General features: G+C 62.7%; 28 protein-coding genes. 18 read left to right on the plus strand and 10 right to left on the minus strand.

The annotated features are described in order from the left end of the window. The first annotated feature begins 5 nt into the window (after window positions 1-5). On the plus strand, window positions 6-566 hold the full coding sequence (locus OKW45_RS01880; RefSeq protein WP_429465554.1) for a hypothetical protein: 561 nt from the start codon (window positions 6-8) through the stop codon (window positions 564-566). Between the two features lie 39 nt (window positions 567-605). Here the strand turns inward: OKW45_RS01880 and OKW45_RS01885 are convergent, their stop codons facing one another. Then, complete coding sequence (locus OKW45_RS01885) at window positions 606-1,580, minus strand: GlxA family transcriptional regulator (RefSeq protein ID WP_429465556.1); 975 nt, start codon at window positions 1,578-1,580, stop codon at window positions 606-608. A gap of 157 nt (window positions 1,581-1,737) precedes the next feature. On the opposite strand from OKW45_RS01885, the gene OKW45_RS01890 reads away from it, so the two are divergent. From OKW45_RS01890 to OKW45_RS01915, 6 genes are all read left to right on the plus strand, one after another. Next, window positions 1,738-2,415, plus strand: coding sequence for a DJ-1/PfpI family protein (locus OKW45_RS01890; RefSeq protein WP_429465558.1), 678 nt, complete (start codon window positions 1,738-1,740; stop codon window positions 2,413-2,415). A 107-nt stretch (window positions 2,416-2,522) separates the two neighbouring features. Then, complete coding sequence (locus OKW45_RS01895) at window positions 2,523-2,963, plus strand: zinc-finger-containing protein (RefSeq protein WP_018424627.1); 441 nt, start codon at window positions 2,523-2,525, stop codon at window positions 2,961-2,963. A 264-nt stretch (window positions 2,964-3,227) separates the two neighbouring features. Next, on the plus strand, window positions 3,228-4,634 hold the full coding sequence (locus tag OKW45_RS01900; RefSeq protein ID WP_429465560.1) for a selenium-binding protein SBP56-related protein: 1,407 nt from the start codon (window positions 3,228-3,230) through the stop codon (window positions 4,632-4,634). Window positions 4,635-4,642: 8 nt separating this feature from the next. Continuing rightward, window positions 4,643-5,314, plus strand: a complete 672-nt coding sequence (locus OKW45_RS01905; RefSeq protein ID WP_035471833.1) for a hypothetical protein — start codon at window positions 4,643-4,645, stop codon at window positions 5,312-5,314. A gap of 125 nt (window positions 5,315-5,439) precedes the next feature. Next, window positions 5,440-5,592, plus strand: coding sequence for a DUF6496 domain-containing protein (locus tag OKW45_RS01910; protein WP_429465562.1), 153 nt, complete (start codon window positions 5,440-5,442; stop codon window positions 5,590-5,592). Window positions 5,593-5,619: 27 nt separating this feature from the next. Next, window positions 5,620-6,282 (plus strand): UdgX family uracil-DNA binding protein, encoded by a 663-nt coding sequence (locus OKW45_RS01915; protein ID WP_429465564.1) that lies wholly within the window; start codon window positions 5,620-5,622, stop codon window positions 6,280-6,282. A gap of 21 nt (window positions 6,283-6,303) precedes the next feature. Here the strand turns inward: OKW45_RS01915 and OKW45_RS01920 are convergent, their stop codons facing one another. Together OKW45_RS01920 and OKW45_RS01925 are read right to left on the minus strand one after the other, a co-directional pair. After that, window positions 6,304-7,185 carry a DUF72 domain-containing protein gene (locus OKW45_RS01920; protein ID WP_429465566.1) on the minus strand — a complete coding sequence of 294 codons (882 nt, stop codon included), beginning with the start codon at window positions 7,183-7,185 and terminating at the stop codon, window positions 6,304-6,306. Between the two features lie 131 nt (window positions 7,186-7,316). After that, on the minus strand, window positions 7,317-7,550 hold the full coding sequence (locus tag OKW45_RS01925) for a DUF2795 domain-containing protein (protein ID WP_026226555.1): 234 nt from the start codon (window positions 7,548-7,550) through the stop codon (window positions 7,317-7,319). 203 nt (window positions 7,551-7,753) lie between these two features. On the opposite strand from OKW45_RS01925, the gene OKW45_RS01930 reads away from it, so the two are divergent. The 4 genes from OKW45_RS01930 (at window position 7,754) to OKW45_RS01945 (ending at window position 10,024) form a co-directional block, all read left to right on the plus strand. Then, window positions 7,754-8,698, plus strand: coding sequence for an NADP-dependent oxidoreductase (locus OKW45_RS01930; RefSeq protein WP_429465568.1), 945 nt, complete (start codon window positions 7,754-7,756; stop codon window positions 8,696-8,698). Window positions 8,699-8,818: 120 nt separating this feature from the next. Next, a complete protein-coding gene (locus OKW45_RS01935; RefSeq protein WP_429465570.1) occupies window positions 8,819-9,046 on the plus strand; it encodes an Arm DNA-binding domain-containing protein in 228 nt (75 codons plus the stop codon). After that, the gene (locus tag OKW45_RS01940; RefSeq protein WP_429465572.1) at window positions 9,034-9,594 is read left to right on the plus strand and encodes a phage integrase central domain-containing protein; all 561 of its coding nucleotides are present in this window, start codon (window positions 9,034-9,036) and stop codon (window positions 9,592-9,594) included. Before OKW45_RS01935 ends, OKW45_RS01940 begins: the two co-directional genes overlap by 13 nt. Further along, the gene (locus OKW45_RS01945; protein WP_429469189.1) at window positions 9,482-10,024 is read left to right on the plus strand and encodes a tyrosine-type recombinase/integrase; all 543 of its coding nucleotides are present in this window, start codon (window positions 9,482-9,484) and stop codon (window positions 10,022-10,024) included. The genes OKW45_RS01940 and OKW45_RS01945 overlap by 113 nt, the downstream gene beginning before the upstream one ends. 59 nt (window positions 10,025-10,083) lie before the next feature. Here OKW45_RS01945 and OKW45_RS01950 read toward each other — a convergent pair whose 3' ends face one another. The 4 genes from OKW45_RS01950 to OKW45_RS01965 all read right to left on the minus strand — a co-directional run bounded on the left by OKW45_RS01950 (window position 10,084) and on the right by OKW45_RS01965 (window position 14,813). After that, entirely contained in the window at window positions 10,084-10,440 is a 357-nt protein-coding gene (locus tag OKW45_RS01950) for a hypothetical protein (protein WP_429465574.1), read from the minus strand. 57 nt (window positions 10,441-10,497) lie between these two features. Continuing rightward, window positions 10,498-13,365, minus strand: a complete 2,868-nt coding sequence (locus OKW45_RS01955) for a muramidase (RefSeq protein ID WP_429465576.1) — start codon at window positions 13,363-13,365, stop codon at window positions 10,498-10,500. Between the two features lie 524 nt (window positions 13,366-13,889). Next, the gene (locus OKW45_RS01960; RefSeq protein ID WP_429465578.1) at window positions 13,890-14,051 is read right to left on the minus strand and encodes a hypothetical protein; all 162 of its coding nucleotides are present in this window, start codon (window positions 14,049-14,051) and stop codon (window positions 13,890-13,892) included. 261 nt (window positions 14,052-14,312) lie between these two features. Next, window positions 14,313-14,813, minus strand: a complete 501-nt coding sequence (locus OKW45_RS01965) for a MarR family winged helix-turn-helix transcriptional regulator (RefSeq protein WP_018424636.1) — start codon at window positions 14,811-14,813, stop codon at window positions 14,313-14,315. Window positions 14,814-14,998: 185 nt separating this feature from the next. Between OKW45_RS01965 and OKW45_RS01970 the strand changes: the two genes are divergently transcribed. Then, a complete protein-coding gene (locus OKW45_RS01970) occupies window positions 14,999-16,084 on the plus strand; it encodes a Rieske 2Fe-2S domain-containing protein (protein ID WP_429465580.1) in 1,086 nt (361 codons plus the stop codon). Then, window positions 16,081-17,046, plus strand: coding sequence for a PDR/VanB family oxidoreductase (locus OKW45_RS01975; RefSeq protein WP_429465582.1), 966 nt, complete (start codon window positions 16,081-16,083; stop codon window positions 17,044-17,046). Before OKW45_RS01970 ends, OKW45_RS01975 begins: the two co-directional genes overlap by 4 nt. Window positions 17,047-17,089: 43 nt before the next feature. Here the strand turns inward: OKW45_RS01975 and OKW45_RS01980 are convergent, their stop codons facing one another. After that, the gene (locus OKW45_RS01980; protein ID WP_429465584.1) at window positions 17,090-19,546 is read right to left on the minus strand and encodes a penicillin acylase family protein; all 2,457 of its coding nucleotides are present in this window, start codon (window positions 19,544-19,546) and stop codon (window positions 17,090-17,092) included. A gap of 332 nt (window positions 19,547-19,878) precedes the next feature. Between OKW45_RS01980 and coxB the strand changes: the two genes are divergently transcribed. The 5 genes from coxB to OKW45_RS02005 are packed head-to-tail and all read left to right on the plus strand — an operon-like array spanning window position 19,879 to window position 25,239. Continuing rightward, window positions 19,879-20,829 carry a cytochrome c oxidase subunit II gene (gene coxB / locus OKW45_RS01985; protein WP_429469192.1) on the plus strand — a complete coding sequence of 317 codons (951 nt, stop codon included), beginning with the start codon at window positions 19,879-19,881 and terminating at the stop codon, window positions 20,827-20,829. Window positions 20,830-20,857: 28 nt separating this feature from the next. Continuing rightward, window positions 20,858-22,855, plus strand: coding sequence for a cytochrome c oxidase subunit I (gene ctaD / locus OKW45_RS01990; RefSeq protein ID WP_429465586.1), 1,998 nt, complete (start codon window positions 20,858-20,860; stop codon window positions 22,853-22,855). A 1-nt stretch (window position 22,856) separates the two neighbouring features. Continuing rightward, window positions 22,857-23,498 (plus strand): cytochrome c oxidase subunit 3, encoded by a 642-nt coding sequence (locus OKW45_RS01995; protein ID WP_429465588.1) that lies wholly within the window; start codon window positions 22,857-22,859, stop codon window positions 23,496-23,498. After that, entirely contained in the window at window positions 23,495-23,911 is a 417-nt protein-coding gene (locus OKW45_RS02000; protein WP_026226556.1) for a hypothetical protein, read from the plus strand. The genes OKW45_RS01995 and OKW45_RS02000 overlap by 4 nt, the downstream gene beginning before the upstream one ends. Then, window positions 23,911-25,239, plus strand: coding sequence for a c-type cytochrome (locus OKW45_RS02005; RefSeq protein ID WP_429465590.1), 1,329 nt, complete (start codon window positions 23,911-23,913; stop codon window positions 25,237-25,239). The genes OKW45_RS02000 and OKW45_RS02005 overlap by 1 nt, the downstream gene beginning before the upstream one ends. A gap of 16 nt (window positions 25,240-25,255) precedes the next feature. On the opposite strand, the gene OKW45_RS02010 is transcribed toward OKW45_RS02005, so the two are convergent. Both OKW45_RS02010 and OKW45_RS02015 read right to left on the minus strand, forming a co-directional pair. Next, on the minus strand, window positions 25,256-25,660 hold the full coding sequence (locus OKW45_RS02010; RefSeq protein WP_429465592.1) for a Fis family transcriptional regulator: 405 nt from the start codon (window positions 25,658-25,660) through the stop codon (window positions 25,256-25,258). Window positions 25,661-25,833: 173 nt separating this feature from the next. Further along, window positions 25,834-26,574, minus strand: coding sequence for a 3-ketoacyl-ACP reductase (locus tag OKW45_RS02015; RefSeq protein ID WP_018424647.1), 741 nt, complete (start codon window positions 26,572-26,574; stop codon window positions 25,834-25,836). Window positions 26,575-26,817 lie beyond the last annotated feature (243 nt).

Raw genomic sequence — 26,817 nt, forward strand, 5'->3', positions numbered from 1 at the left:
ATGTGATGACGTGCCAAAACGAGAGGATTGTCGGAGCGCTGCTCGTCTTGATGAGCGGCTACGCGTTTGCGGGCGGCCCCTTCGGCGATGTGCCGCAACCGATGATGGTCGCCAACATCGTCGCGTCGCCCGTCGAAATCGTGCCGCCGATTCCCGAGCCTCGGCGCTACTTCGAGCAGCAGCGCTATGCGATGGAGTATCGCGGGGATCAGGGCAAGCCGTTCTACGCGCAAATGGAGAATTACTATAGCGTGGACGTGACGCGCGATGTCCAGCTCGGCACTGCGAAGGCATTGATGTCGTCCGGACCGGAGTTTGCACCGGTGTCCGAACCGGGCGGAAAGGCTGTCGCGAAAAATGCTTCGAATCCTCTGCATCTCGGTCCATCTACCGCGCCGCAATTGTCCATCGTTCAGATGAACAGTTCGGTGTTGTCGATTGGCGCGTCACCGCAGCGACGCTTGTCCTTGACGATCGACAACTGGGTGTTCTCCGGCACCGCGCGCGTCGCGATTCTGCATTCTCACGATACGGGCGCGACGCTGATCGTCAAACGTCGCTACTGAGTAATGTCGGACGGCCGCCGCGCATGTCACGTCGACGAGTCACGTCGACGAAAAGCGCTCGCGATACATCTGCGGCGCCACGCGCAGCTGGCGCACGAAGCTGCAGCGCATCGTTTCCTCGCTGCCGAATCCACATCGCGCCGCAATCCGTTTGATCGACCAGGATGTCTCGCTGAGCAAGCGCTGTGCCGCTTCGATGCGTAGCTGCTCGACCGCGCGGGCCGGGGTGCGGCCCGTTTGCGCCTTGTAGTGGCGCATGAAGCTGCGCTCGCTCATATGAAGCCGTCGCGCGAGCGCGGGGACCGACAGGTCGGATGCGAGATGCGACGTCATCCATGCATGCAATTCGCCGAAACGGTCGTCGGCATGTTGCAGCGACAGCATCGCGCTGAACTGCGACTGACCCCCCGGCCGCTTCAGAAACACGACGAGCTCGCGCGCGACATCGAGCGCCAATGCGCGTCCGTGATCTTCTTCGAGCATGGCCAGCGCGAGGTCGATGCCGGCGGTGACGCCCGCCGATGTCCAGATAGCCCCGTCGCGAATAAAGATTGGATCGGCTTCGACGCGCAGTTGCGGATACGCCTGCGCGAGTTCGTCGCAACGCCCCCAATGCGTGGCGACGCGGCGGCCGTCGAGCAGTCCCGCCTCGGCAAGCAGGAACGCGCCCGAGCAGACCGAGGCGACGCGTCTGCAATCCGGCGCATGGCGCTGCGTCCAGCGGATCAGACGCTGATCGGCCGATGCCTGACGAATCCCCCAGCCGCCCGGAACGATCAGCGTATCGACCGGCGCTTTCACCGAGCGTAGCGAACCGGCGAGCACCGCGAGTCCCGACGACGAGGTGACGGGCCCGGCTTCGGCTGCCACGACGCGAGGTGAGTAGAGTTCGTCGAGCCCACGCTGCGCGACGAGTTCATTGGCGGACGCAAATACCTGCAGCGGACCGGTGACGTCGAGCAGTTGCATGTTGGGGAAGGCGAGCAGCACGATGGAGGGGGGAGCGCTGAACATATCGTGTGTAAGAGGGGCTGTAAGAGAGAGCGCACGTGGCAGAAAAACAGGGGTAAATGGCAGTCTTTGCCAAAGACTACGCGCATAGAATCAATCCGTCCACCTGGAAGACGCGGCGGATCGCGCGTTTCGACTTCTCCCTAGATAAGGTATCCCTATGAGCCTGCAAATCGGTTTTCTGGTGTTTCCGAAAGTACAGCAACTCGATCTGACTGGCCCGCACGACGTGCTTGCATCGTTGCCGGGCGCCACGATGCATCTGATCTGGAAGACACGGGAGCCCGTGGTGTCGAGTAACGGGCTCGTGCTGACGCCGGGCACGACCTACGAAACCTGCCCGCCGCTCGATGTGCTCTGTGTGCCAGGCGGAAGCGGCGTGACTGACCTGTTGCAAGACGAGCAAACGATCGACTTCGTTTGCCGACAGGCCGCGAGCGCGCGCTACGTGACGTCGGTCTGCACCGGCGCGTTGCTGCTTGGCGCGGCCGGCTTGCTGCGCGGGCGGCGCGCGACGACTCACTGGGCGTTTCACTCGCTGCTTGAACCGCTCGGCGCGATACCCACGCATGCGCGTGTGGTCCGCGATGGCAATCTGATTACCGGCGGTGGCGTGACGGCGGGCATCGATTTCGGGTTGACCGTCGCGGCCGAACTGGCGGGCGTAGAAGAGGCGCAGGCGATCCAGCTCGAACTCGAATACGCGCCAGCCCCGCCGTTCGATGCGGGCGATCCGGCGTTGGCGCCGCAAGCGGTGGTGGAGCTGGTCCGGCGACGGTCGGCCGCAGGCCTGGCCACGCGGCGCCGGGTGGTGATGGAGATCGCGGAGAGAAGCTAAGTCTTGCATCCGGGTACGGCCATTCCATTAAACTGTGTGGCTCTACCCGTTTCCGCCAGTCGGATTGATGCGATGAAGTACGGCGAATTTTCCCTGGGGCACTCCCCATGCGCGTAGGCAAGCCCGTCAAGGCACTGCCGCAGCCGTCATGCGACTACTGCGGCAACCGTGCGTTGCTCGCGCGTTACGGCGACGAGTCCTACCCATATCGCAGCGATCAAGGGCCGCTGTGGATCTGCACCGCATGTCAGGCGTGGATCGGCGTTTATTCGCGCAGCAAGCACAACCTGCCGCTGGGCCGCCTTGCCGACGCGACCTTGCGCGAGTCGAAGAGCAAGCTGCACGATGCGCTCGAACCGCTCGTTGCCGGGAAGGTGCGCCGCGATGGCGTCAACGCGTTCGAAGCCCGCGCGAAAGCGATCCGGTGGGTCGCGACCGAGCTTGGCTTCGATCCGGTTCCGGCGAGCATTCACGCGTTCACGCCCGAGCAGTGCGAACAGGCGCTGCGTTATGTCGAGGCCTTTGTCGAGGCTCGGCGTGCGAGATAGCGTGATATCCCCAAGCGATTAGCAGCCTTTCATTCCACCAATACCAACCCGCCATACCGCCTTCCCCGCGCCTCTTCACCCCCACCAAATTGGCAGTTCTCGTGCGATGCGGCTCGGCGGTCGGATCGCACCTGCGTCGGGGTGCAAATCTCCGGTTGCGTCCGTCGCTATCGTGAACTACAAATCTAAGGTTACGCGCTGGCTCGATTTTTGGCGGGCCGGGCTTCCGTTCAGAACCGTTCGAACGACAGGGAGAGTGCCGTCATGGGAATGCGCCCCGATCCTACCTTTCATGCATCGCCGAAGCTCGCGATGGATGCGCCGGCGGAAGAATACGCGTACACGGTACTGCTAAGTCCGGACTCCTCGCAGCCCGACGCGCTGGCCGTGATCGACGTGAAGCCCGGTTCGCCGACTTATAGCCAGGTGGTCCACACGGTGCCCGTACCGAACAAGGGCGACGAATTCCATCACTTCGGCTGGAACGCGTGTTCGTCCGCGTTGTCGCCGTTGACGGGCCACGCGTTTCTGGAACGTCGCTATCTGATCATTCCGGGCATGCGCTCGTCGCGCATCTATATCGTCGATACGAAGCCGCATCCGACCCAGGCGAAGATTCACAAGATCATCGAGCCGGAGGAAATTTTCCGCAAGACCGGCTATTCGCGTCCGCACACCGTGCATTGCGGACCGGAGGGCATCTACGTGAGCACGCTCGGCGGTGGTGGCAAGGACGGCACCGACGGGCCGCCCGGAATCTTCATCATGGACTGCCAAACATTCGAGGTGCTGGGCCGCTGGGAAATCGAGCGCGGCGCGCAGGAAAAGCATTACGACTTCTGGTGGAATCTGCCGCGCGACTACATGGTGTCGACCGAATGGGCGCTGCCGCCGCAATTCGAAAACGGCATCGTGCCCGAAGACCTGCTCGCGAACAAATACGGCCACTGCGTTCACTTCTGGGATCTCCGCGCGAGGCGCAACGTGCAGACGCTCGATCTCGGCGCGAATCATCAGATGGCGCTCGAAGTGCGGCCCGCGCACGATCCGAGCCGCGAGTACGGCTTTATCGGCGTCGTGGTCGATACGACGAATCTGGAAGGGTCGATCTGGACCTGGTGGCGCGAAGGCGGCCACTTCCACATCGAAAAGACCGCGACCATTCCACCGGAGCCCGCGCATGCCGACGAATTGCCTCCGCTGCTGCAAGGTTTCGGCGCGGTGCCGCCGCTCGTCACCGACATCGATCTTTCGATCGACGATAAATTCCTCTATGTCTCCTGCTGGGGCACCGGCGAGATGCGCCAGTACGACGTCAGCGAACCGCGCAAGCCGAAATTGACGGGCTCGGTGCGCATCGGTGGAATCGAACATTGCACGCCGCATCCGAACGGCAAGACTTTCGCCGGCGGTCCGCAGATGGTCGAGATCAGTCGCGACGGCAAGCGCATCTACTGGACCAACTCGCTCTATTCGACGTGGGACGACCAGTTCTACCCGGATGGTGTGCCCGGCGTGCAAGTGATGGCGCATGCCGAGCCCAATGGCGGTCTCGAGCTCGCCGAAGATTACTTCGTCGAGTTTCCCGCCGGCTACCGCGCGCACCAAATTCGCCTCGAGGGCGGCGACTGCTCGACCGATTCATTCTGCTATCCCTCGGTGGGCGTTTGAGCGGCGCGATGTCGCCGCAAGCGGCACTGTGGCTGGCCGTCCTCGCGAGCGGTGTGTATCACGGACTCAATCCGGCGATGGGTTGGCCGCTCGCGGTGTCGAACGCGCTGATGCAGCGGCGCTCGCAAGCGCTGGTCATAGCGCTTCTTTATCTCGCAGCGGGGCACGCGCTCGCCATATTGCTGATGATGCTGCCGTTCGCGATGCTGGCCAGCGTGCTCGCGTGGCAGCGTCAGATGCAGATCGGCGCGAGCGTGCTGGTGATCGGCTTCGGTCTGGTGTTGCTGATGCGCCGGCGCCATCCGCGCGTACTGGCGAGAATTCCGCCGTCGCGGCTCGCGCTCTGGTCGTTCGCGGTGGCGATCGCGCACGGCGCCGGCTTGATGCTGGTGCCGATCTACCTCGGTCTGTGCCGCGCCGACGCTGTGGACAGCGCGCACAAAGCCGCCCAAACGCTGATCGAAACGAGTCTGCGCATGGCGCTGTCGGTCTCCGCCGTGCATGCGGCGGCGATGACGATGGCCGGCGGCGTGCTCGCATGGCTCGTTTATCGCTACCTCGGGCTCAGGTTCGTGTCGCGCAGCTGGTTCAATCTCGATGCGGTATGGGCGTCGAGTCTGATTCTGGTGGGGGGCGTGTCGCTGGCGTTGAATGCGGCGGCAGTGGGTGTTTCCAGTTGATTTCGACGAGGCCGATGAGGCCTATGAAGCCCCCGGGCACAGCATATGCTGCGTAGCTTCGGGCAGGGACGCCATTCCGTGCGGGTCCTGATTTTTCCTCTCGTCATCTACACCCGGAGAAGATCATGCCGCTGAAGAAAGGGACATCGAAAGAGACCGTATCGCACAACATCAAGACCGAGTCGAAGCATGGCAAGCCGCACAAGCAGGCTGTTGCAATCGCGTTGAATCAGGCGGGCAAGTCAGGCGCGAAGATTCCGAAGAAGAGTGAAAAATAAGCTGCTTCAGCACGCGCGGTCGTACCCATGACCGACAGGCCGCAGAAAAAGCGCGCGCATGGCGAGTCGCAATCGGAGCCAGCGGATGTTGAACCCGATCAGCATCCGGCGAAGCTCGGCGATTGCCGCCGTTGCGCGCTCTGGCGCAACGCGACTCAGGCCGTGGCAGGCGAAGGGGAGCGGCACGCGTCGATCGTGCTGGTCGGCGAGCAACCCGGCGACATGGAAGATCTGCAGGGCAAGCCCTTCGTCGGGCCGGCCGGCGCATTGCTCGACAGAGCGCTCGAAGAAGCGGGCGTCAAGCGTAACGACGTCTACGTGACGAACGCCGTCAAGCATTTCAAGTGGATCGCGCGCGGCAAGCGTCGCTTGCACAAAACGCCCGCTCAGCGTGAAGTGGATGCTTGCGGCTACTGGCTGGAGCAGGAACTCGACATGCCGCATGTGCGCGTGGTCGTGGCACTGGGCGCGACCGCGTTGAAAGCGGTTGTTCACGACTCGCACGCGCGTTTGCAGGACGCGTTCGACAAAACGTTCGAGCGCGGCGAGCAACGCGTGGTCGCGACGTACCATCCGTCGTTTGCGCTGCGCGCGCCGGACCCTGAAACGCGTCGCGAGGTGTACGAGCGAATCGTCGCAGCGTTGCGCACCGCACAGAAGCTGGCCCACGGCGGCAAGCGCTCAGGATGACGCGGGCGCGTGCGTCGCTCGTCATACGAGGCCTTTCATCAATCGTTGTGCGTCGAACGGCGCCCGAGCTTTTACATCGTTGTCGAAGTAGCAGTAGACGTCTCGCGCGGCTCTGCGAGGCGGCCTGAGTTGCGGCGCGATCAATCGCGCGTCGGCCGGTTGCGAGCCGCCGCGCCATGCATCGATTCGCTCGGCCCATCGTTGCAGAGCGTCGTCCCCATACGAACCCGAGTATTTGGCTTCGCTGCCGTGCAGGCGAATATAGACAAAGTCCGCCGTCAGATCTTCGGCGACGGGCCACGGTTCGGTGGAATCTGAAACGACGAGCGCGACGCCGTAATACCGAAGCAAGGTCACGAACGCCGGATCGACAAAGCTCGCGTGGCGCACTTCGACCGCGTGACGCAACTTCCGCTTGCGATCGATGTCGACGTAAGGCGTCTTGACACGCGCGTCATGTTGCTTCGCCAGCGCCGATGCGCTCGTGATGTCGGACGGCAACACGCGCAGAAAGCGCTCCATTGCGTCGGGCTCGAATCGGAACGACGGCGGAAATTGCCATAGGATCGGACCAAGCTTTTCGTTCAACGCGAGTAGCCCCTGCGCGAAGAAGTTCGCGATGCCGACACGTGCGCTTTCATCGCGAAACCGCAGCATATGAGTCAGATAGCGCGCGCCTTTGATGCCAAACACGAAGCCGTCAGGCGTTTGCGCGTACCAACGCTGCCAGCTATCGAGCGATTGAAGGCTGTAATGCGTGCCGTTGATTTCGATCGTGCCGAACAGCGCCGACGCGTACTGTAATTCCGCGGCATGCTTGAGATCCTCTGGGTAAAAGCTGCCGCGCCAACCTTGGTAGCGCCAGCCGGAAATGCCGATACGCACATCGCCGGTCTTCTTCATTCGCGCGTCGGGTCCGGCGGAATGGGATTCTTGTCCTGCGCCGACTGCCCGCCAGAGCCAGGCGAATGTTTTGAAGTGCTTTCCATAATGCTCTCCTGTGGAGTCCGGTTCCGACTCGACGGATCGCAGCGTCATTGAATACGCGCGATTTCCTTCGCGACCGCGGCCGGGCTGTCGAAATTGTGATCGGGCAGACGGTCGACCAGATCGACGATGTCGGTATTCGCGTGATTTTTGCGCGCCTGCGCGACCAGCTTTTCGCGTGTGGTCGGGTAATTCACACCACTGAGTGCTTTTTCGACGTCAGCGGGATTCGGCTGACCTGGGTGGCGGTGATCCTGGGAATGGGCGGGGTGCTGTGACATGGTTCCTCCTTCAATGAGTACATCACGACTGTGCGCCTACCGGTAGGTGTCGCATATGTCGTGCCTCGGCGCGCGGGCTCGTGTTGCGTTTCCAGCGGCGCACGCCGCGCGAATGAAAAAGAACCCTGCGATGAGGAACGCGGCTTGCGCGCAGCCGGCAAAGTAGCGCCGCTGACACAGGACCTTTCGAGGAGCAGGCCATCATGAGCACGATGCTCGCATATCGCATTCACCGCTTCGGCGGTCCCGAGGTGTTGAAGGCTGAAAAGATCGAGATCCCCGAGCCTGGCGCGGGCCAGGTGCTGGTGCGCGTGCGCGCGGCCAGCGTCAATCCGGTGGACCTGAAGACGCGCTCGGGCCAGTACCCGTTGATTCGCGAAGAGAAGCTGCCCTATACGCTGGGGCGCGATTTTTCCGGAGTGGTCGAACGGGTCGGCGAGGGCGTCGGGCAATGGCGCGCGGGCGAGCAGGTGTATGGCTTCGTTGGCCAGGGACAGGGTGCGTACGCGGAATTCGTCGTCGTGCCCGCGAACGCGCTAGCGCATGCGCCGGAAAAACTGGACGTGGGGTCCGCGGGCGCCGTGCCGCTCGCCGCGTTGACCGCATGGCAGGGCCTGTTCGATCACGGCTGCCTCGAAGCCGGCGGCCGCGTGTTGATCCATGCGGGCGCGGGTGGCGTTGGACATTTCGCCGTGCAGTTCGCCAAGCAGAAGGGCGCGCAAGTGTACGCTACGGCGTCCGGCGATGGCATCGAGTTCGTGCGCTCGCTCGGTGCGGATCGCGTGATCGACTATCACGCGCAGCGCTTCGAAGACGTCGCGCGGGACATCGACCTCGTGTTCGATCTGATCGGCGGCGATACGCAGCGCCGCTCGTGGTCGGCCGTCGCGACCGGTGGCGCGCTGGTCTCGACGCTCAATGAGCCTTCGCAGACCGAGGCGTCGAACCATGGCGCACGGGCCACGCGTTATACCGCGCGACCCGACGGCCGGCAATTGACGGAGATCGCGTCGTTGCTCGACAAGGGCAGCGTGCGCGTCGTGGTCGCCGAACGGTTTGCGTTCGATGCGACGGCCAAGGCGTTGGAACGGCTCGCGAAAGGCCACGTGCGCGGCAAGATCGTGGTGGAGGTGGCGACCGCCAAATAGCAAACCGCGCCATTCCACACTAATCCGCTCGCCCCTATATAAATCAAGGGGTCTAGCCCAATTTCATGCCGCACAGTCTACAATATTCCGGCGCTATCCGGCTTTCGCCGATAGGCTGAAATGGCACTCACTGACAGGCAGGCAAGAGCACTGCAACCCGGCGACAAACCGGTTTTTGAAGGCAAGATAACGGGGTTGATGCTCACGCCCGGCAAGACGGGCAGCAAGTGGACGCTACGCTTTACGAGTCCGATAACGGGCAAGCGCCGCGACGCGGGCCTCGGCGTCTATCCCGAAACGTCACGATTGCCGACGCGAGAGAGAAGGCGCTCGCCATGCGCAAACTGATTGACGCGGGCAAAGACCCCATTGCGGAACGCGACCGCGACCAGCAGGCCGCCAGCATCACGGCGGTGGCACTGACTTTCGAAAAGGCCGCGCGCAAGGTTTACGAAGAACTCAAACCCGGCTGGCGAAACGCGAAGCATGCGGACGATTGGATCAGATCGCTTGAGGCTTACGTGTTTCCGCTGCTTGGCCAGAAGAAGCTCGACGCCGTGACGGCCGCCGACTGTGCCGACGTGCTACGCCCGATCTGGCTAGGGAAGGCAGAGACCGTCAGCCGTACCCGCCACGCATGCACGCCGTCATGTAATGGGCCTGGGCGCACGGCCATATCGCGTCGAACCCGGTTGCAGTGGTCGATCACATTCTCACTCCCGAAGCAGAACGCAAAAAAGGAACACCAGCCCCGCGATGCCGTGGCGCGACGTGCCCGCCTTCGTGAAAACGCATGTTGCCAGATTCAAGCAGGGCGAAGCCACCCGCGCCGCCCTGCTTTTCCTGATATTGACGGCGGCGCGCAACGGCGAAGTGCGCGGCGCGGTGTGGGATGAATTCGACCTCGAAGCGGGTATCTGGACCGTTCCCGCCGTACGGATGAAAGCGAAGGAAACGCACCGCGTCGCGCTGTCGGTTCCAGCGCGACAACTCGTCAAGACGCTGAAGGAACAGAAACTACACGAGACGCTTGTATTTCCGTCGCCGCGTGGAAAGGTTCTCAGTGATATGGTGCTCACGTCATTTCTGCGCCGCGTTGAAGCCAGGAGCGACACGCCGGGACGCGTGGCGACCGCGCACGATTTCCGCAGCAGCTTCCGCGATTGGGCCAACGAACAGGACTATGCGCGCGATCTCGCAGAGCGGGCGCTGGCGCATACCGTGTCGAACAAGGTTGAAGCAGCCTATCACCGCACCGACCTGTTAGAACAGCGCCGCGCGATGATGGAAGCGTGGGCGAAGCATGTCTGCGGTAGGTCAGATTGATTACGAATGCATGACTCGTATTCGCCCCAAAGAAATTACTGTCAACAGGCGTGCGACTTTTACCAATTCTTTTTCTTATTTGAAATGACCTTGCAATGAGAGTCGGCTATTCCCGCCGACTCTTCCGCGCTTAGGTACGTCCAAGTCGTCATTTCCGGATTGAATGCAACTGTCAATTTCCCGTCATCGGTTTGATAGAAATAACTACCACCTTTGGCGGGATAGCGAATTCCATGAACAGTTATTGACGCTCCGGGGTCGCGAGTATCTATTGTGACCACGCCATATCTCCCAAAATGGCAAATATAAGAATGATTTAATATTGCTCTGATATGATTGCTGGAATCAGCAAACAACGGATATGTCGCAAAGAGAAGCGACGCAAGCAAAATAGATTTCAGTAATTTTTTCATCATATTAAATACAATATATCCCGGCTAAAATAATGTTCACTGAAGGCGGCGTGATAAACGTCACTCATTACCAACACTCAGTCTAATCGAATATGGGTCGGGGCGATATTTTTCCAGCCCTGGCGTTGTCCCGTGATAATGCACCGCACTTCCGCTTCCATAATGAGGTCCTGTTAATGCGTTTATCCATGCCAGATTACTTGGTGATGAGTAAAGTGGGTTTGCATAATTTAGATTTGTCCCCACAGAAGAGCCTCCTCCGTTGGCTCGATCACGCAAGTAAGAATCAACAAAATCATTAACTCTCTGACTTATGTCACTATCAGGGATTTGCTCAACTGAGGATCGACCATGTTGATTTCTCGCGATAGGTCCATTGACATCGGAAAATTGATTGTACTGATTGACAATCTGCGAAACAGTACTTCCAAAGTGATGATATGGCCCGAAGCGACCTGACGCCACACGATTCAAGATCGTGTCAATGATCCCCTTAGCTTGCATTTCGCCAGCCCACTGTACCCATTCAGTCTGTAGCGTTTTTTTCAAATCAAGTACATCTTTCGGTGTCAAGGTCAGAGTTTGGGAATTAGTCTGAGAATTAGCAAAATTCCCCACCAGCCCAATCGGGTGGATGTGCCAAACGTCGGGGCTGGGGGGAAAACTCTTGACGGCCTTCACCTTGTCCCACCATTGCAGCTTCTTGATCCGCTCCATCTCGGTGGTCCAGGTGGGCTTTCCGAGTTCCCCCATCAGCGGCATCAATTTTTCCCACTTGCCCATGTCGCCGCCCCATTCGCTTTCGTAGCGAAAGATCACATGCGAGACGGCCTCGGCCAGCCACGGCACGGTTAGCGCCTTCCTCAGGTCAGCCGGAACCACGTTCCCCTTGCCGCTACCCTGTCGCTTTGCCGCCTTCTCCAGCTTGGCGATGAGCTGCCCCGCGTTCACCGTCGCGGCAACGGTACTGAATTCCTTCTCATCGTCGCCTTCGATCAGCCGCTTCACTTCAAACAGGGTGCGCCGGTACATGTCGAGCAGCGGCACGCTGGTCGTATCGACCGTATCGAATCCCGGCCATGCCCACGGGCTTTCCCAGAGCGTATCCGGGTGGCTCTTCTCGCACACCCATCGCGTCATCGTTCTGCCCTCGTCGTCACCCGCCGTAATTGACCACCATTGCGTACCTTGATCGTCAGTCGCCCGGTCGATTTCGCGCCCCTGGTCAAGCTGGGCGCGCGAAAGTACCTGCTGGTAGCCGACAGCCGGACCCTGGGCATCGGCAAGCTGCAACGGGAATGTTGCCCAGGTCGGGACCGTTGCACCGGCAACCTTAGCCGCATACTTGGTGCGCTCAACCCAGAGCGGTTCGCCGACGGGCGTCCCGCTGGCGGGATGGGTTTGCCCATGTCCATGACCGTGGGCATGCGCACCTGATTGCGCCGCAAGCCGCGTCGGCTGAACCTTCGCCCATAGTCCCCTGCCCGGATCGCCCTGTTTGCCCGTCGCGAGAGCAAGCGTAAGCCCCGCCAGCCCGGCATTACTTTGCGGATCGGATGGTTTGACAAGCTTCGCCCCCTGCTGGATCAGCAGAAGCGGTTTATCCGACAGTTTCTTCGCCCGCTCCTGGCTCTTGCCAATAAAGTCCCTGATCTGCGCCCCGGTAAAGACCTCGACGTGAAGCAGCGGATACATCCGTTTGGGCGGCAGCATGCTCGTTTGGGTGGAATTCTGGTATTCGCCCAGATAGCCCACCACGTCGCCCGCCTTGATCGGAAACGGCTTGTCGAGCACGACCACCGTATCAAGCGGCTTCGGATCGATAACCGCGTCAAGTTCATCAAGCTTTACCCAGCCTGTCACGGCGCGCGGATCGGGTGTCCCGCCAGCGATAGCGGCCACGGGCGTACTCTTGACGATCTTCGCAATCTGCGCCCAGCCATTCGCGACGTTGCCCACAATGGTCAGTTCACCGCCGTGAGGCAGCAGGCCAATCACCGTCCCGTTGGCGCGGTCGCAGATACGCACGCCGCTCTGGGGCGCACCGGCATTCTGGGAAGCGTCTGCGGGGCTGGCTGGCGGCACGGTATATCGCACCTGGTCCGGATACTGTGACAGCGCATCAACGCTTTCCGGGATCGGTCCTGATGCCGCGCCGCCAAGCAACGCGCCCCCGCCCAGCGTGGCCTCATTCAGCAGGCCCGAAGGTGAACCAAGGTTCAGCGGCGCATTGAGTTGCCGGGGCTGGCCCTGGTGGTCGTTCGCTTTGCCACCCACACGAAAATGCCTGTCGCCCTGCCAGAAAGGCAGCGGGTGAATCGGCGGCGCGGATGGGTTGCCGCCCTCCGTCTGCGCGTCCTGATAACCCTTCCAGTCAAGCTGGTGCATGTAAAGGCTGTAGAACTCCAGCACTTCATCGGCGGGCGGCTGGTAGCCCTGTGGGCTGCTGGCGGTCGTTGCGGACGCACCCGAAGCAGGAGTTGCCGCCGATGATGATGCGCCGGATGCTCCCGATGTGTTCGGCGCGGGTGGCAGCACGAGCTTGTGGCGAATCAGCACGAAGCCTGTCGAGTAGAGCGCGTATTGCGGCGGCGTGGTGGGATACGTCAGTTCGGGATAAGTGGAATCCAGCCGATAAGCCACCACCTCGCCATCGGCAATAGCCCTGACGCCATCGCCCTGCTTGAGCTTGCCGCCCGTGCCCGCATCGAAGTGGATGCCGCCGTGGTACATGCCATTTAGTCCGAGCGGATAGAACCCGCCATCCGAACCGGCCAGGGCGCTGAGCCAGGTTTGCGGATCGGCGTCATTGCCGCTGATGGGCACGAAAGGAAAGCTCCAGTTTAGGGGTTGCCATTGCGGCGGTGGTGGGGTGGCTGGTGCTGCCGGTGCTGACGGATGATGGGCGTGACCGTGATGTGTCGTCATGGACAGGCTGGCCTCCTTGCTGGTTTCATGGGAGACGCGGCCCGGTACATTGGGACTGCAAAGATGGTGAAAGGCCGCGATGCGGAACTAATTTCGTCCCTGAACGCTTTTACCCTGCGAGCCGCCCCGATTCAATCCAGCAAAGTCTGAAAATTTGTCATTTATTGTCAGGGCGCAATGTCGCTGGCGGACCATCCGCCTGGCCCGTCGTTTGGGTCGTCCCCATTGCCCCTACGGCTGGCGGACGCGCATGCGAACCTGTCCGCGACGTTCGCATAAATGCCCGCAAAGTTCGCATTTTGTCCTGGGACATTCGCACATGGTCCGCACCCTCAAGCGGCATGAACGGGAAGGCGTCGGCCTCGGGCGGATGCGAATCCCCTTGCGTAGTGCGGACACTTTTTCGGACCCTTGGCTACGGTCATTTCGCGGGTCTTCGCGCCCGCGTCGCGAATGCTCGCAGGAAGGACCCGCGCCGCCGATCTACGGCTTTTCCAGCCGCTGGCGGCACTCGCGCAGCGACGTTATTCACGCGCCGCCGTCTGCGTCAGTGCTGCGCGTATGTCGGCGAGCGCATCCTCGAACAGACCAAAAATGCAAACTTGGGCAACGGTTGAGAGACCGGAGAACTGTTCCGCGACTTCTTCCAGACTCAGCAGCGCCGCTGCCTCGGGAACGGGATACACCGTATAGCACGCCTGGACGGTTCCGCAAGAATCGTCTTTTCCCTACCGCTTGCTCATTAGGGCCTCCCTCGTCGCGCACCGGACATAGCCGGATTCTAGCGGAGTGTGGCGAACGCGCGACGGCCCTCAAACGGCAGGAGAAATCGCCGGGGTAGCCGTGAAACGTTGCCCGATGATGGGCTAATTGATGGCCAGAAAAAGCAAAACCCCGCAAGCCTTTGAATTTGCGGGGTTTTGCTTTAAAAAATGGTGGAGGTGGCGCTAGTCCGGATTCGTGTCGTCGCTCGCGCTGCGCAGCGGCGCGCGGCTCTGATCGTTATTCAGATGCACGAACTTTCTCAACAGTCTCAATAGCTCTCGCGCATCCTCGTCTCCCATCCCGTCGAGCAGGCCGTGATTGAGCGCGTTGACGCCGGGGATCAATTCATCGAGCAACTGCTCTCCAGCCGGCGTCAGCAATAGACGACGCTGGCGGCGCGGCAGAACTTCGCGCACGATCCAGCCTTTCGCTTCGAGCCGTACCGCGATATCGGCGGTGGTCGACGTGTCGAGGCCGACTCGCTGCGCGAGCGTGACCTGATCGAGTCCGGGCAATTCCTGCAGCATCCTGAGCACCGCATACTGAACGGGCGTCACCTCGCGTCCGATCAGATCATGAAACATGGACACGGAAATCTGATGCGCGCGTCGGATCAAATGGCCGGGCTGATCGTACAGATCGATGCTGATCGCGGAAGTGCTGGTATCGGTTGAAGTGACCATATTAGTTCTGAAGACCTCGCGCCTTTTCGTTGCGAATGGAAATGGCGAACCGGCGTTCGTGTTACCTGATTGAAAGTTCGTCTAGGGGAAAACCTTCATTTAATCATTAAAGATTCATTGAGTACACTGAATCTCAATGAGTAGACTGAATGTAGTGCACGAATAATCCAGGGAGTGAGACTGACATGTTTCCCAAGAATGCGTGGTACGTCGCATGTATGCCCGATGAAGTCGCGGATAAGCCGCTCGGCCGGCAGATCTGCGGCGAGCCGATGGTTTTCTATCGCAACGCGGAAGGCGCCGTGGTGGCGCTCGAAGACTTCTGTCCGCATCGCGGCGCGCCGCTATCGCTCGGTTTCGTGCGCGATGGCACGCTCGTGTGCGGCTATCACGGCCTCGAAATGGGCTGTCAGGGCAAGGCGACCGGCATGCCGGGGCAACGCGTCAACGGCTTTCCATCGATTCGCAGCTATCCAGTGATCGAGCGCTATGGCTTCGTCTGGGTGTGGCCCGGCGATGCGGCGCAGGCCGATGCCGCCAGGCTGCATCATCTGGAGTGGGCCGAGAGTGCCGAATGGGCGTACGGCGGCGGTCTTTATCACATCCGTTGTGATTACCGGCTGATGATCGACAACCTGATGGATCTGACGCACGAGACCTATGTGCACGCGAACAGCATCGGGCAAAGGGAGATCGACGAAGCCGCGCCGAAAACCGTGGCCGAAGGCGATACCGTGCGCACGAGCCGTTTCATGGAAGACGTCGCGGCCCCGCCGTTCTGGAAGATGGCGTTGCGCGGCAATGGTCTCGCCGACGACGTGCCCGTCGACCGTTGGCAGATCTGCCACTTCACGCCGCCGAGTCACGTGCTGATCGAGGTGGGCGTCGCGCATACCGGGCATGGCGGCTATCACGCGCCGGCCGACAAGAAAGCGTCGTCGATCGTAGTGGATTTCATCACACCGGAAACGGAGACGTCGATCTGGTATTTCTGGGGCATGGCGCGCAATTTCCGTCCCGACGATCCGGCGCTGACCGCGAGCATCCGCGAAGGGCAGGGCAAGATCTTCAGTGAAGATCTGGAGATGCTCGAACGTCAGCAGCAGAACCTGTTGCGCTGGCCCGAGCGCAATCTGCTGAAGCTCAATATCGATGCGGGCGGCGTGATGTCGCGTCGCGTGATCGATCGGCTCGTCGCGCAGGAACGCGCGGAGACGGGCGCGCCGCAGGCTGAAGTGACGCGCGTCATTCCCGTGCGGACGGCGACATGAATCATCCCGTGCTGAATGTGGTGGTCGCGCGCCGGCGCGACGAAGCGCCCGGTATCGCGAGCTTCGAACTCGCGAGCGAAAACGCTCAGGCGTTGCCCGCGTTCGACGCCGGCTCGCACGTCGATGTGCATTTGCCAAACGGGCTCGTGCGTCAGTACTCGTTGTGCAACGACCCGCGCGAAACGCATCGCTATCTGATCGCAGTGCTGCGCGACGAAGGGGGACGCGGCGGATCGAAAGCGGTGCACGATCTGGTCCGCGAAGGCGATCGCCTGCAGATCGGCGCGCCGCGCAATCATTTCGCGCTCGCTGACGATGCGGCTCATCATCTGCTGCTCGCGGGCGGGATCGGCGTCACGCCGATTCTTTGCATGGCCGAGCGGCTTGCCGCCACGGGCGCTTCGTTCGACATGCACTACTGCACGCGCTCGAAGGAACGCACGGCGTTCGTCGAGCGTCTTGCACAAGCCGGCTTCGCGAAGTCGGTCCAGCTTCATCACGATGACCATCCGGGCGGCTCGACGTTCGATATCGAGCAGACGCTCAGCGATGCGCCGGCCGGCACCCACCTGTATGTCTGCGGTCCGCGCGGCTTCATGGACTTCGTGCTCGAGATCGCGCGTGCGAAGGGCTGGCCGGAAACCAGGCTGCACTACGAGTTCTTCGGCGCGGCCGCGAATCAGGCGGCGACGGGCGGCAGCTTCCAGGTGCGCATCGCGAGCAGCGGCGCGACGATCGACGTGCCGCCCGAATGCACGGTCGTGCAGGCGCTGGCCGCGCATGGCGTCGAAGTGATCACGTCGTGCGAGCAGGGCGTGTGCGGTACCTGTCTGACGCGGGTGCTGTCCGGCGAGCCGGATCATCTGGATTCGTATCTGACCGACGAGGAACGCGCGGCAAACGACCAGTTCCTGCCGTGCTGCTCGCGCGCGAAATCGCCGCTGCTGGTGCTCGATCTGTGATTTTCTGCGGTGCGACGGGCCTGTTGCCCGTCGTACCGCTTATTCATTGCGCTTTTCCCTCAGAATCCGACGAACTTACCGTGCGCACATTCAACGCCGGATCGTGCGCAATCGCTTCTTCGGAGAACGGAATAATCGTCCAGCGTTGGGCCGCGTAATCGCGCGTCCCGTCGGCATAGTGCGGCGACGCCGGGTCATCCGATTCTGACGGTGCGAGCAGCGTGCGCGCGATCACCCGGGCGCCGGCGAACGACACTATCTGCAGATAGGTGTCGCCCATTGGTTTGACGTTCATCGAATAGCCGCTCGCATCGAAGGGATGCGCGGCACACGCCGAGGTGAAATAGCCGCCCGCGTCGCAACCCCCGAATAGCGCAATGCGCTCGTCGTTGCGTTGCACGTAGAGCGCCGCGCTGCGCGGTGCATCGATCGCGATGCCGGCGCGTTGCAGTGCCGCGAGCGCGTCATGCAGCGCGGCGGCGAGCTGCGCCGGATCGGCGGCCATGCCCGCGGGTGTGGTCAACGGCTTCGCGGGATCGAACGGTACCGCGTATAGCTGCGCGGGCGGTATCGTCAGCAGACGTCGCCACAGTTCGTCCCACAAGGTTGCCCCCACTGCGTCGGCCGCGGCCGTATCGTCCCATGCGGCGAGTACCTTGCACGCCGCGCGCTGCTGGTCGGCGTTCGGGTCGGCCGGCAGGGCCGCGAGCGTGTCGCTGCCGCACAGACGTTCGAGCACGGGTTGCTTGAACAGCAACGCCGACATCGAGCGGCTGTCGAGCGCAGCGTGACCGAGCGCATCGGCGGAAACGCCATGCGGATCGCTCTGCAATTGCGCCGCGATCACATGGCCCAGTCGCGTGCGCAACGTCTGCGGCGTCGCGGTCGCACCGATGATCTTCGCATAGCCGGTCATCGGTTCGGCCGGGTTGCTGAGCCAGTAACTGTCGTTGAAATTGCCGACATAGTCGCGCCGAAGCAGCGACGGCATCTGCGCGACCGGCAACGCATGATGCTGTACCGCGCCGGGCTCGTCGCGCCAGTCGCACTCGCTGCGCGAACCGTCGAGGACCGGCACGCCGGGCATGATCCGCGCCAGTGCCCGGCCGACCGGCGGCGTGCAACGCTGCGTGAGTTCGTCGGGCACGTCCGGGGTCGCGCCGATATCCGCGTACCAGACGCGCGGATCGTCGCGGCCGATCGCGAGCGTGTTGACCCACGGCATCGCCGCGTTCTTCTTCTGGATGGCGATGAAATCGTCGAGCGAGGCCGCCTGATTCCATGCGCGGAAGTTTTCGAACACGCGGAAGTTGTCGGTATTGATATCGCGCAGCGCGAACGCCTGCTGCGCATTCCACGCGAGCGCGGGCGACATCGTGCCGAGATTGACCAGCGGTCCGAAGCGCGAACGATACAGCGTGCGCGACACGGTATGCAGCGAACCGTCGGCGGCGCGTACCTCGATGTTCACGCGCGTCGGCGTCATCGCTTCGCTGTTGCCGTCGACCTGATACCGGGTTGGCGCGCCAGGTTCGAGCGTCAGCTTGAAGAGGCCGAAGCGCTTCGCGGTGGAGACGGTATGGGTCCAGGCGACGTTGTCGTTGAAGCCGATCATGATCAGCGGTACGCCGAGAAACGACACGCCGCTGACGTTCAACTTGCCAGGAAGAGTGAGTTGAGCCTGGTAGAAGCGATCGGGGCCGGTCCAGAACCAGTGCGGATTGCCGAGCAGCAGCGCGCTGCCGGTGTGCGTCGCGTCCGCGCCGAACGCGAGAGCGTTGCTGCCGATGCCCGCATGGCCGCCGAATTCGGCGAGCGGTGGGTCGACGGGGGCGTCGTCGTGCAACGCGCTTTGCGGCGGCACCGGCATCGCCTGGGGCGGTTGCGCGGTCGCGATCGCGTTGATGAAGCGCGCCTCGCCACCGGCCAGATTCGCCGTGATCTGACGCCGGTACAAGTCCGCGTTGCTGATCTTGCCGAGCCACGGCGCCGCGCGGCAGGCCGCATGCGCCCGCGGGAAATCGCCGTGCGCGAGATCGGCGACGTAGCGGTTATAGCCGGCGACGAAGCCGTCGATCAACGCGCGCATGTCGTCGGTCTGGCTTTTGCGGTAACGCGCGACGGTCGCATCGTCGACGATGAAACGGAAGAAGAAATCCGAATTGAGATTGTCGGGCTGGCCGAACGTCGCGCCGAGCGTGGGCCGCGCGTCGGCGCCGAAGAAGCGCGAGCGTTCGCCGCGATAGGTGACGAAGCTTTCGGCCATCGTGCACAGATTGTCTTGCGCCTGCGCGTAGCCGTATCCGTAGCCGAGGCTGCCCCAGTTGTCGGCGTTGATGTGCGGAATGCCGAGCGCGGTGCGGCGGATGTCGGCGCGATACGGGCCGGTGTGCGCGACGTTGTCCGCATCGGGACTCGCGCAGCTTTGCAGAGCGGCGGCGACGGGCAGGGCGATCAGCAGGGCGGCGAGGCGGCGGAGCAGAGAGACGTTCGAACGCATGGCCTTTTGTGGTTGGGCGGACGTTGAGCGGTGACGGGCGTGTCGCAATCGGGAGCTTAGCGGGGAATTGGCGGCGGGTCACGCTGGGGCTGCGAGCGGTTTCTCCGCCAAGCCAGCACCCTCGGCGAACGCGGCCTGATTTTTGCTGATCTGCTCGGGCGTCGCCTCGTTCGCAGGCGACGGCGCGTGTCGAACGATCATCACTCTCAGCGGAGTCGCCAGTGGCAGCAGCGGAAGTATCCGGAACGTCAGGCCGGCGCGTCAGGGACGGCAGCTTCACGTTGTTACCGGCGCTGGCTATCGGTTTCGCCAACTCCGCACACGCGAACACGATGGCGCCGCTGAACTACTTCCTGCACGCGGCTGGCCCGGCGGCTCGTCCGACGCTGTACCTCGGCTGGGTTTTCACCGCGATCGTGACGCTGGTCACGCTGATCGTCGCTGGCCTGTTGATCGGCGCGATGGTCCGCAAGCGTCCCCCGGCGCAACCGGATGCGCTGAGCGCCGAGCCCGGCGGCATCCGCTGGGTGTTCATTGGTACCGCGGTGTCGTCGGTCGTGCTGTTGGCGATGCTGGTCTATGCATTGATCACGCTCGAATCGGTGGCGTCGCCCGCGTCGTATCCGCAATTGACGATCACCGTGACCGCTTACGACTGGTGGTGGAAAGCCGATTACCGCGACGATCCGAACCCCGCCCGCAACTTCATCACGGCGAACGAGATTCATATTCCGGTCGGTGAGCCGGTGAAGATCGAACTCAAAAGCGCGGACGTCGTGCACGCATTCTGGGTACCGCAACTCGCGGGCAAGACGCAGACGATTCCAGGCCAAACCAACGAGCAGTGGCTGCAGGCGGACCGTCCCGGTATTTATCGCGGGCAGTGCTCGCAATTCTGCGGCGCGCAGCACGCGCATATGGCGTTCGAAGTGATCGCGCAAGACGCAGCGGCGTTCAACGCGTGGCGCGACGCGCAGGGACGCGCGGCCACCGTGCCCACGGGCGACGCGGCTGTCGCGGCCGGCCAGCATCTGTTCGAGGAGCGCTGCGCGGGTTGCCACACGATTCGCGGCACCAAGGCGACTGGCCTGCAGGCGCCCGATCTGACGCATCTCGGTTCGCGTCGCACGATCGCGGCAGGCGCGCTCAGCAACACGCCCGACCATCTGCTCGACTGGATCGAGCACGCCCAGCGGATCAAACCCGATGCATTGATGCCCAGTATCGCGCTGACCACCAGCGAGGCCGCCGCGTTGTCGGCGTATCTCGCGACGCTGCATTGAAGCGTATCGCACTCGAGGAGCCCGTTCAATGTCCGATCATCCCGCTTCCGCTTCGCTACCCGCACTGACCCGCACGCCGCGGCGCGGCCGTGTCGAGCCCGGCAGCGAGCAGGAAAAGCGGCTGCGCGAAATCTGGGAATCGCGGCCCGGCTGGCGCGGCTGGTTCTCGACGGTCGATCACAAGACCATCGGCTTGCGCTACCTGGTGACCGCGTTCATCTTTCTGCTGATGGGCGGCGTCGAAGCGCTGATCATGCGCGTTCAACTGGCGCGCCCCAACGCAACGGTGCTGACGCCCGAACAGTACAACCAACTGTTCACGATGCACGGACTGACGATGATCTTTCTGTACGCGCTGCCCGTTCTGTCCGGCTTCTCGAACTATCTATGGCCGCTCGTGCTCGGCGCGCGCGACATGGCCTTTCCGCGCCTGAACGCGCTGTCGTATTGGGTGTTCCTGTTCGCCGGCATCTTCCTGTATGCGAGTTTTCCGACGGGCCAGGCGCCCGACGCCGGCTGGTTCAACTACGTGCCGCTGTCCGGCCTCGAGTACAGCAACGGCCCGAATATCGACGTTTACGCGCTGGGAATGGTGCTGCTAGGCATTTCGACGACGGTCGGCGCGATGAACTTCGTCGTCACGCTGCTGAGGATGCGCGCGCCGGGCATGTCGCTCGATCGCGTGCCGGTGCTCGTGTGGGGCACGCTGACCGCGTCGGGCGGCAATCTGTTGGCGGTGCCGTCGGTGAGCCTCGCGTTTCTGATGCTGTGGATGGACCGCCGCATCGGCACGCATTTCTTCGACGTGCTCAATAGCGGGCGGCCGCTGCTCTGGCAGCACCTGTTCTGGATTTTCGCGCACCCGTGGGTCTACGTGGTTGTGTTGCCGGCCATGGGCATCGTGTCGGATGCGTTGCCGGTCTTTTGCCGCCGGCCGCTGGTCGGTTACGGGCCGGTCGCGTTGGCGACGGTCGCGACGATGGTGATCGGCTTTGCCGTGTGGATTCACCATATGTTCGCGACCGGTATCCCCGCGCTCGCGCTGTCGTTCTTCGGCTCGGCCAGCATGATCATCGCGGTGCCGAGCGCGGTCGCGACGTTCGCCTGGGTCGCGACGATCTGGACCGGTCGCCCCGTGTATCGCGTGCCGTTCCTGTTTTTCGCGGGCTTCGTGCTGCTGTTCGTGATCGGCGGCGTCTCGGGCGTGATGACGGCCGCGGTGCCGTTCGACTGGCAACTCACCGACACGTACTTCGTCGTCGCGCATCTGCACTACGTGCTGCTTGGCATCAACGTATTTCCGGTGATCGGCGGGATCTACTTCTGGTTTCCAAAATTCACCGGCAGGATGACGAATGAGCGTCTCGGCAAGCTCGCGTTCTGGGTGCTGTTCATCGGCTTCAACGTCGCGTTCTTTCCGATGCATATCGCGGGACTGCTCGGCATGCCGCGCCGCATGTACACGTATCCCGCCGACATGGGCTGGAACACGGTGAACCTCGTCACGTCGCTCGGTTCGTTCCTGTTCGCGGCCGGCGTGCTGCTGTTTCTGATCGATATCGTGGTGAGCCTGAAGCGCGGCAAGCTCGCCGGCAACAATCCGTGGGATGCGCCGACGCTCGAATGGTCGATCAGCTCGCCGCCGCCGCCGTACAACTTCGCGGTGGTGCCGACGCTCGCGAGCCGGCATCCGCTGTGGGAAGGCCGGATCGAGGAGCCGGGCGACGCGGTTCAAACACGCTCGCAACTCGACGACGGCTATCTGCTCGCGCAAGGTCGCGAAGCGTTGGGCACGACCGCGCTCGAGGCGAGTCCCGACGTGATCCTGAAGATGCCCGAAGATTCGTACGCGCCGTTCTGGCTCGCGGTCTTTGCCGCGCTACTGTTCGCGGGGCTCGCCTTGACCGCCTGGGTGTTCGTGGGGGCGATGCTGGCCGGCTGCGCGGTCTCGATCATCACGTGGCTGTGGCCCGAGCGCGCGCTGATCCAGCGCGAGCCGGTCGCGGTCGAGGATGCGGGGGGCTGAGATGAGCGATGCACTGGATCTCAATCGCTCGTCGAGCGAACCGGACGAGACCGCGCGTGCGTTGCCGGTTGGCAGCGCGGGCGAGCGATCGAGCGGCTGGTGGGGCTGCTTCACGCTGATCACGACCGAAGGCGCGCTGTTCGGCTATCTGATCTTCTCGTATCTGTATCTGGCCTCGCAAAGCCAGCAGCATTGGCCGCCGGAAGGATTGCCGAAGCTCGGGCTCGGCAGCGCGAATACGGTCATTCTGCTATCGAGCAGCGTGTTCGTCTGGTTCTGCGAGCGCTGCGTGCGTCGGCGCCGGCTGCGGCTCGGTGTCGCGTCGATGGCGGTGGGCATCTTGCTGGGCTGCATCTTCGTGGGCATCCAGTTGCGCGAATGGCACAACCACCCGTATGGGCTGACCTCGCATCTCTATGGTTCGCTGTACTTCACGATTACCGGCTTTCACATGGCGCACGTACTGGTCGGGATCGTCGTGCTGACGCTGCTGGCGATCTGGACCGCACTCGGTTATTTCGACGACAAGCGCTGCGCGGCGCTGTCGATCGGTGGGTTGTATTGGCACTTCGTCGATGTCGTCTGGCTATTCATTTTCAGCACGCTGTATCTGACGCCGTATCTGTTCCGGGAGTGGTCATGACGACTGCGCCCAGAGACTCGCACATTTCGATGCCCTACGTGCTGATCGGTCTGCTCGCGGCGCCGTTCGCGTGGCTGTTGCAGATGATGCTCGCGGAAGCGCTCGCGGCGCAGGCCTGCTATCCGTACAGCCATCCGCTCGGCGCGCCGCTCGTGTCGTGGATGCGTCCGGCGCTCGTCGCGCTCGGCGCCGTGTGTCTGATCGCGGGCGCGTTCGGCACGTGGGTCGCGTGGCGCAATCTGCGCCGCGTCGCGCCACTGAAGTTCGGTGCGCTGAACGGCGAGCGCCGCACGCGTGCCGAACTCGACTGGTTTCTGACGCACGTCGCGGTGATGTGCAGCACGCTGTTTCTGTTCGCATTGATCGCAACGGATGCCGCGGTCGCGATCGTGTCGCCGTGCAGGTGGTGGTGATGAAGCGCGACGTTCTCAACGCGGTCAGGTTCGCCATCGCGGCCGCATGCGCGCTGACGATAGCTGCGACGGCAAACGCCGCCAGCGCCTCCACCGACGCCGCGCAGATCGCGCGCGGCGCGTATCTCGCCAAAGCCGCCGATTGCGCCGGTTGCCACACCGCCGCGCCGCGCGTGCCGCATCCGGGTGCGGCGCCTGAAGCAACGCCGCCGTTTGCCGGCGGCCTCGGCATGGGGTCTCCGTTCGGCACGATCTACACGTCGAACATCACGCCGGATCCGCAATACGGCATCGGCCGTTATAGCTATGACGACTTCGCACGCGCGTTGCGCGAGGGCATCGCGCCCGGAGGCAAGCGGCTTTATCCGGCGATGCCGTACCCGTCGTTCGCGAAGATCACCGACGACGACATGCACGCGCTCTACGCATACTTCATGCACGGTGTGCAGCCGATCGCGGTGCCTGCGCCGCAAACGCGCTTGCCGTTTCCATTCAATCAGCGCTGGGTATTGATGTTCTGGGACTGGGCGTTCGCGCCGAAAAGCCAGTTCAAAGCCGATGCGAAACGCGATGCGCAATGGAATCGCGGCGCGTATCTGGTGCAATCGCTCGGCCATTGCGGCGCCTGTCACACGCCGCGCGGACCGGCTTACGAAGAACGCGGCTATGACGAGTCGGCATCGGCCTATCTGACGGGAGGCACCAACGATCACTGGTTCGCGCCGAACCTGAGCGCCGACCCGGGCTCGGGGCTCGGCCGCAGTTCCGCGACCGACATCGTCGACTTCCTTCGAAACGGCCACGGCGGCGGACTCGTCCCGTTCGGCAGCATGGTGCAGGTCGTCGAAGACAGCACGCAGTACCTGAACGACGACGATCTTGCGGCGATCGCCGCGTATCTGAAGAGCCTGCCGCCGCGCGCGCCAAGCGGCTATTTCAACGCCCGCTCCGCCGCCGCGCGGCAAACGGTACAGGCGCTGAAAACCGGGGATGTGGAAAGACCCGGCGCGGGCATTTACGCATCATATTGCGCGCGCTGTCATCAGATGGATGGGGCGGGGGTGCCGCAAAAGTATCCGCGCCTCGCGGGCAACCCCGCGGTGTTGTCGGCGTCGAGCGCGTCATTGGTGCGGTTGCTGGTCGAAGGCGGGGGCAGTCCGCATACCGAGTCGGGACCGGAGCCGCGCAAGATGCCGTCTTTCGCCGGCAAGCTGACGGACACCGAAATGGCCCGCGTGCTCACGTTTGTTCGGACCACATGGGGAAATTCGGCCGGACCGGTCACGCGAAACGATGTGTCGAGCGTGCGCGGCGCATTGCGCAAGTAACTGCCAACGCGCCTCGTCATTCGGTGTTCTCGTTGCCGTCGCAGTGACCATTGGCGGCGCTGAACAGCGTCTTCAGCTTCGCATTGACCGCGATCAACTCCCCTACTGGCGCCGCCGCGAGTTGCTGATCGAAGAGCGTGAGAACCTGACCGAGTAGGGCGTAGGCGTCAGGATCGACCACAAAGATGCCCGTTTCGAGTCCCGCCTGCCGGCAGCGCAAAATCACGCCCTCCGCGTCGCGAAACAGCTCGGGTACGGCCGAACCATAGCCGCGCTGATTCAGCAGCATCGCCATGTAAATGGCCTGCGCCATGCTGCCGACGTGATATTGATTGGCGACGCCGCTGCGTAATGCCTCGAGCGTCATGTGATAGTCGAGCGAAATTTCGCCTGCTTTGGCAGGTACGATCGGGCGCAGCATAGCCTTCGGGTGCGTGCGCGGCGACTTCCCGGGTGCAGCGCGAGTCGGGCTCGCTTTTCTGGTCATAAGCTCACTGAGGCGGCCGGCTCGCGCCGGCCGCTACACCATCACGGAACCTGACAACGTCCATTACGGAAAACGGCTGCGCCGCGCGCGTCGCGGCGCCGTTCCCGTTAGCCCATATGCAGACCGCCGTTCAGCGAGAAATCCGCCCCGGTCGCAAAGCCCGCTTGATCCGACGCGATCCACGCGACGATCGACGCAATCTCGTCGGGCGTGCCGAGACGCCGTACCGGAATCGTCGCGACGATTTTTTCCAGTACTTCCGGACGGATGGCCTTGACCATGTCGGTGCCGATGTAGCCCGGCGACACGGTGTTGACCGTCACGCCCTTGGTCGCCACTTCCTGCGCGAGTGACATCGTAAAGCCATGAATGCCGGCCTTTGCTGTCGAATAATTGGTCTGGCCGAACTGGCCCTTCTGGCCGTTGACCGACGAGATGTTGATGATGCGCCCAAAGCCTCGCTCGACCATGCCCTCGATGACCTGTTTGGTCACGTTGAACAGGCTCGTGAGATTGGTGTCGATCACCGCTTGCCAGTCTTCGAACGTCATCTTGCGGAACACGCCGTCGCGCGTGATGCCCGCGTTGTTGACGAGCACGTCGACTTCACCGACTTCTTTCCTGACCTTCTCGAACGCTTTCGCGGTGGATTCCCAATCCCCGACGTTTCCTTCCGATGCGACGAAGTTATAGCCGAGCGCTTTCTGATCTTCCAGCCATCGGGCTTTGCGCGCCGAGTTCGGGCCGCAGCCCGCGATGACGGTGTAGTTCTCTTTGTGCAAGCGCTGGCAAATGGCGGTTCCGATACCGCCCATGCCGCCGGTTACGTATGCAACACGGTTTGCCATAAGTCCTCCTTCTTGTTTGAGGTGAGTTGAGCAAGTCTGATTGGAGGATGGACCTATTATTGGCAGCGGCCAACGGCCGGGACGATGGGCATTTTCACCTACGGGTTAACTGCCAAATCACGGGGTGGAATCGTTGCTTGACGGGGCAATGAATTACGTCGATTGCGGGTTGCATGCTTTGCGGACTCCGGGGTCGCTCGATACTGCCGGCCGCCCTTCCGTCCTTGCCTGCGCGCCGTCTTC

This window comes from Paraburkholderia lebeckiae (assembly GCF_050436225.1).
Taxonomy (GTDB): Bacteria; Pseudomonadota; Gammaproteobacteria; order Burkholderiales; family Burkholderiaceae; genus Paraburkholderia; species Paraburkholderia tuberum.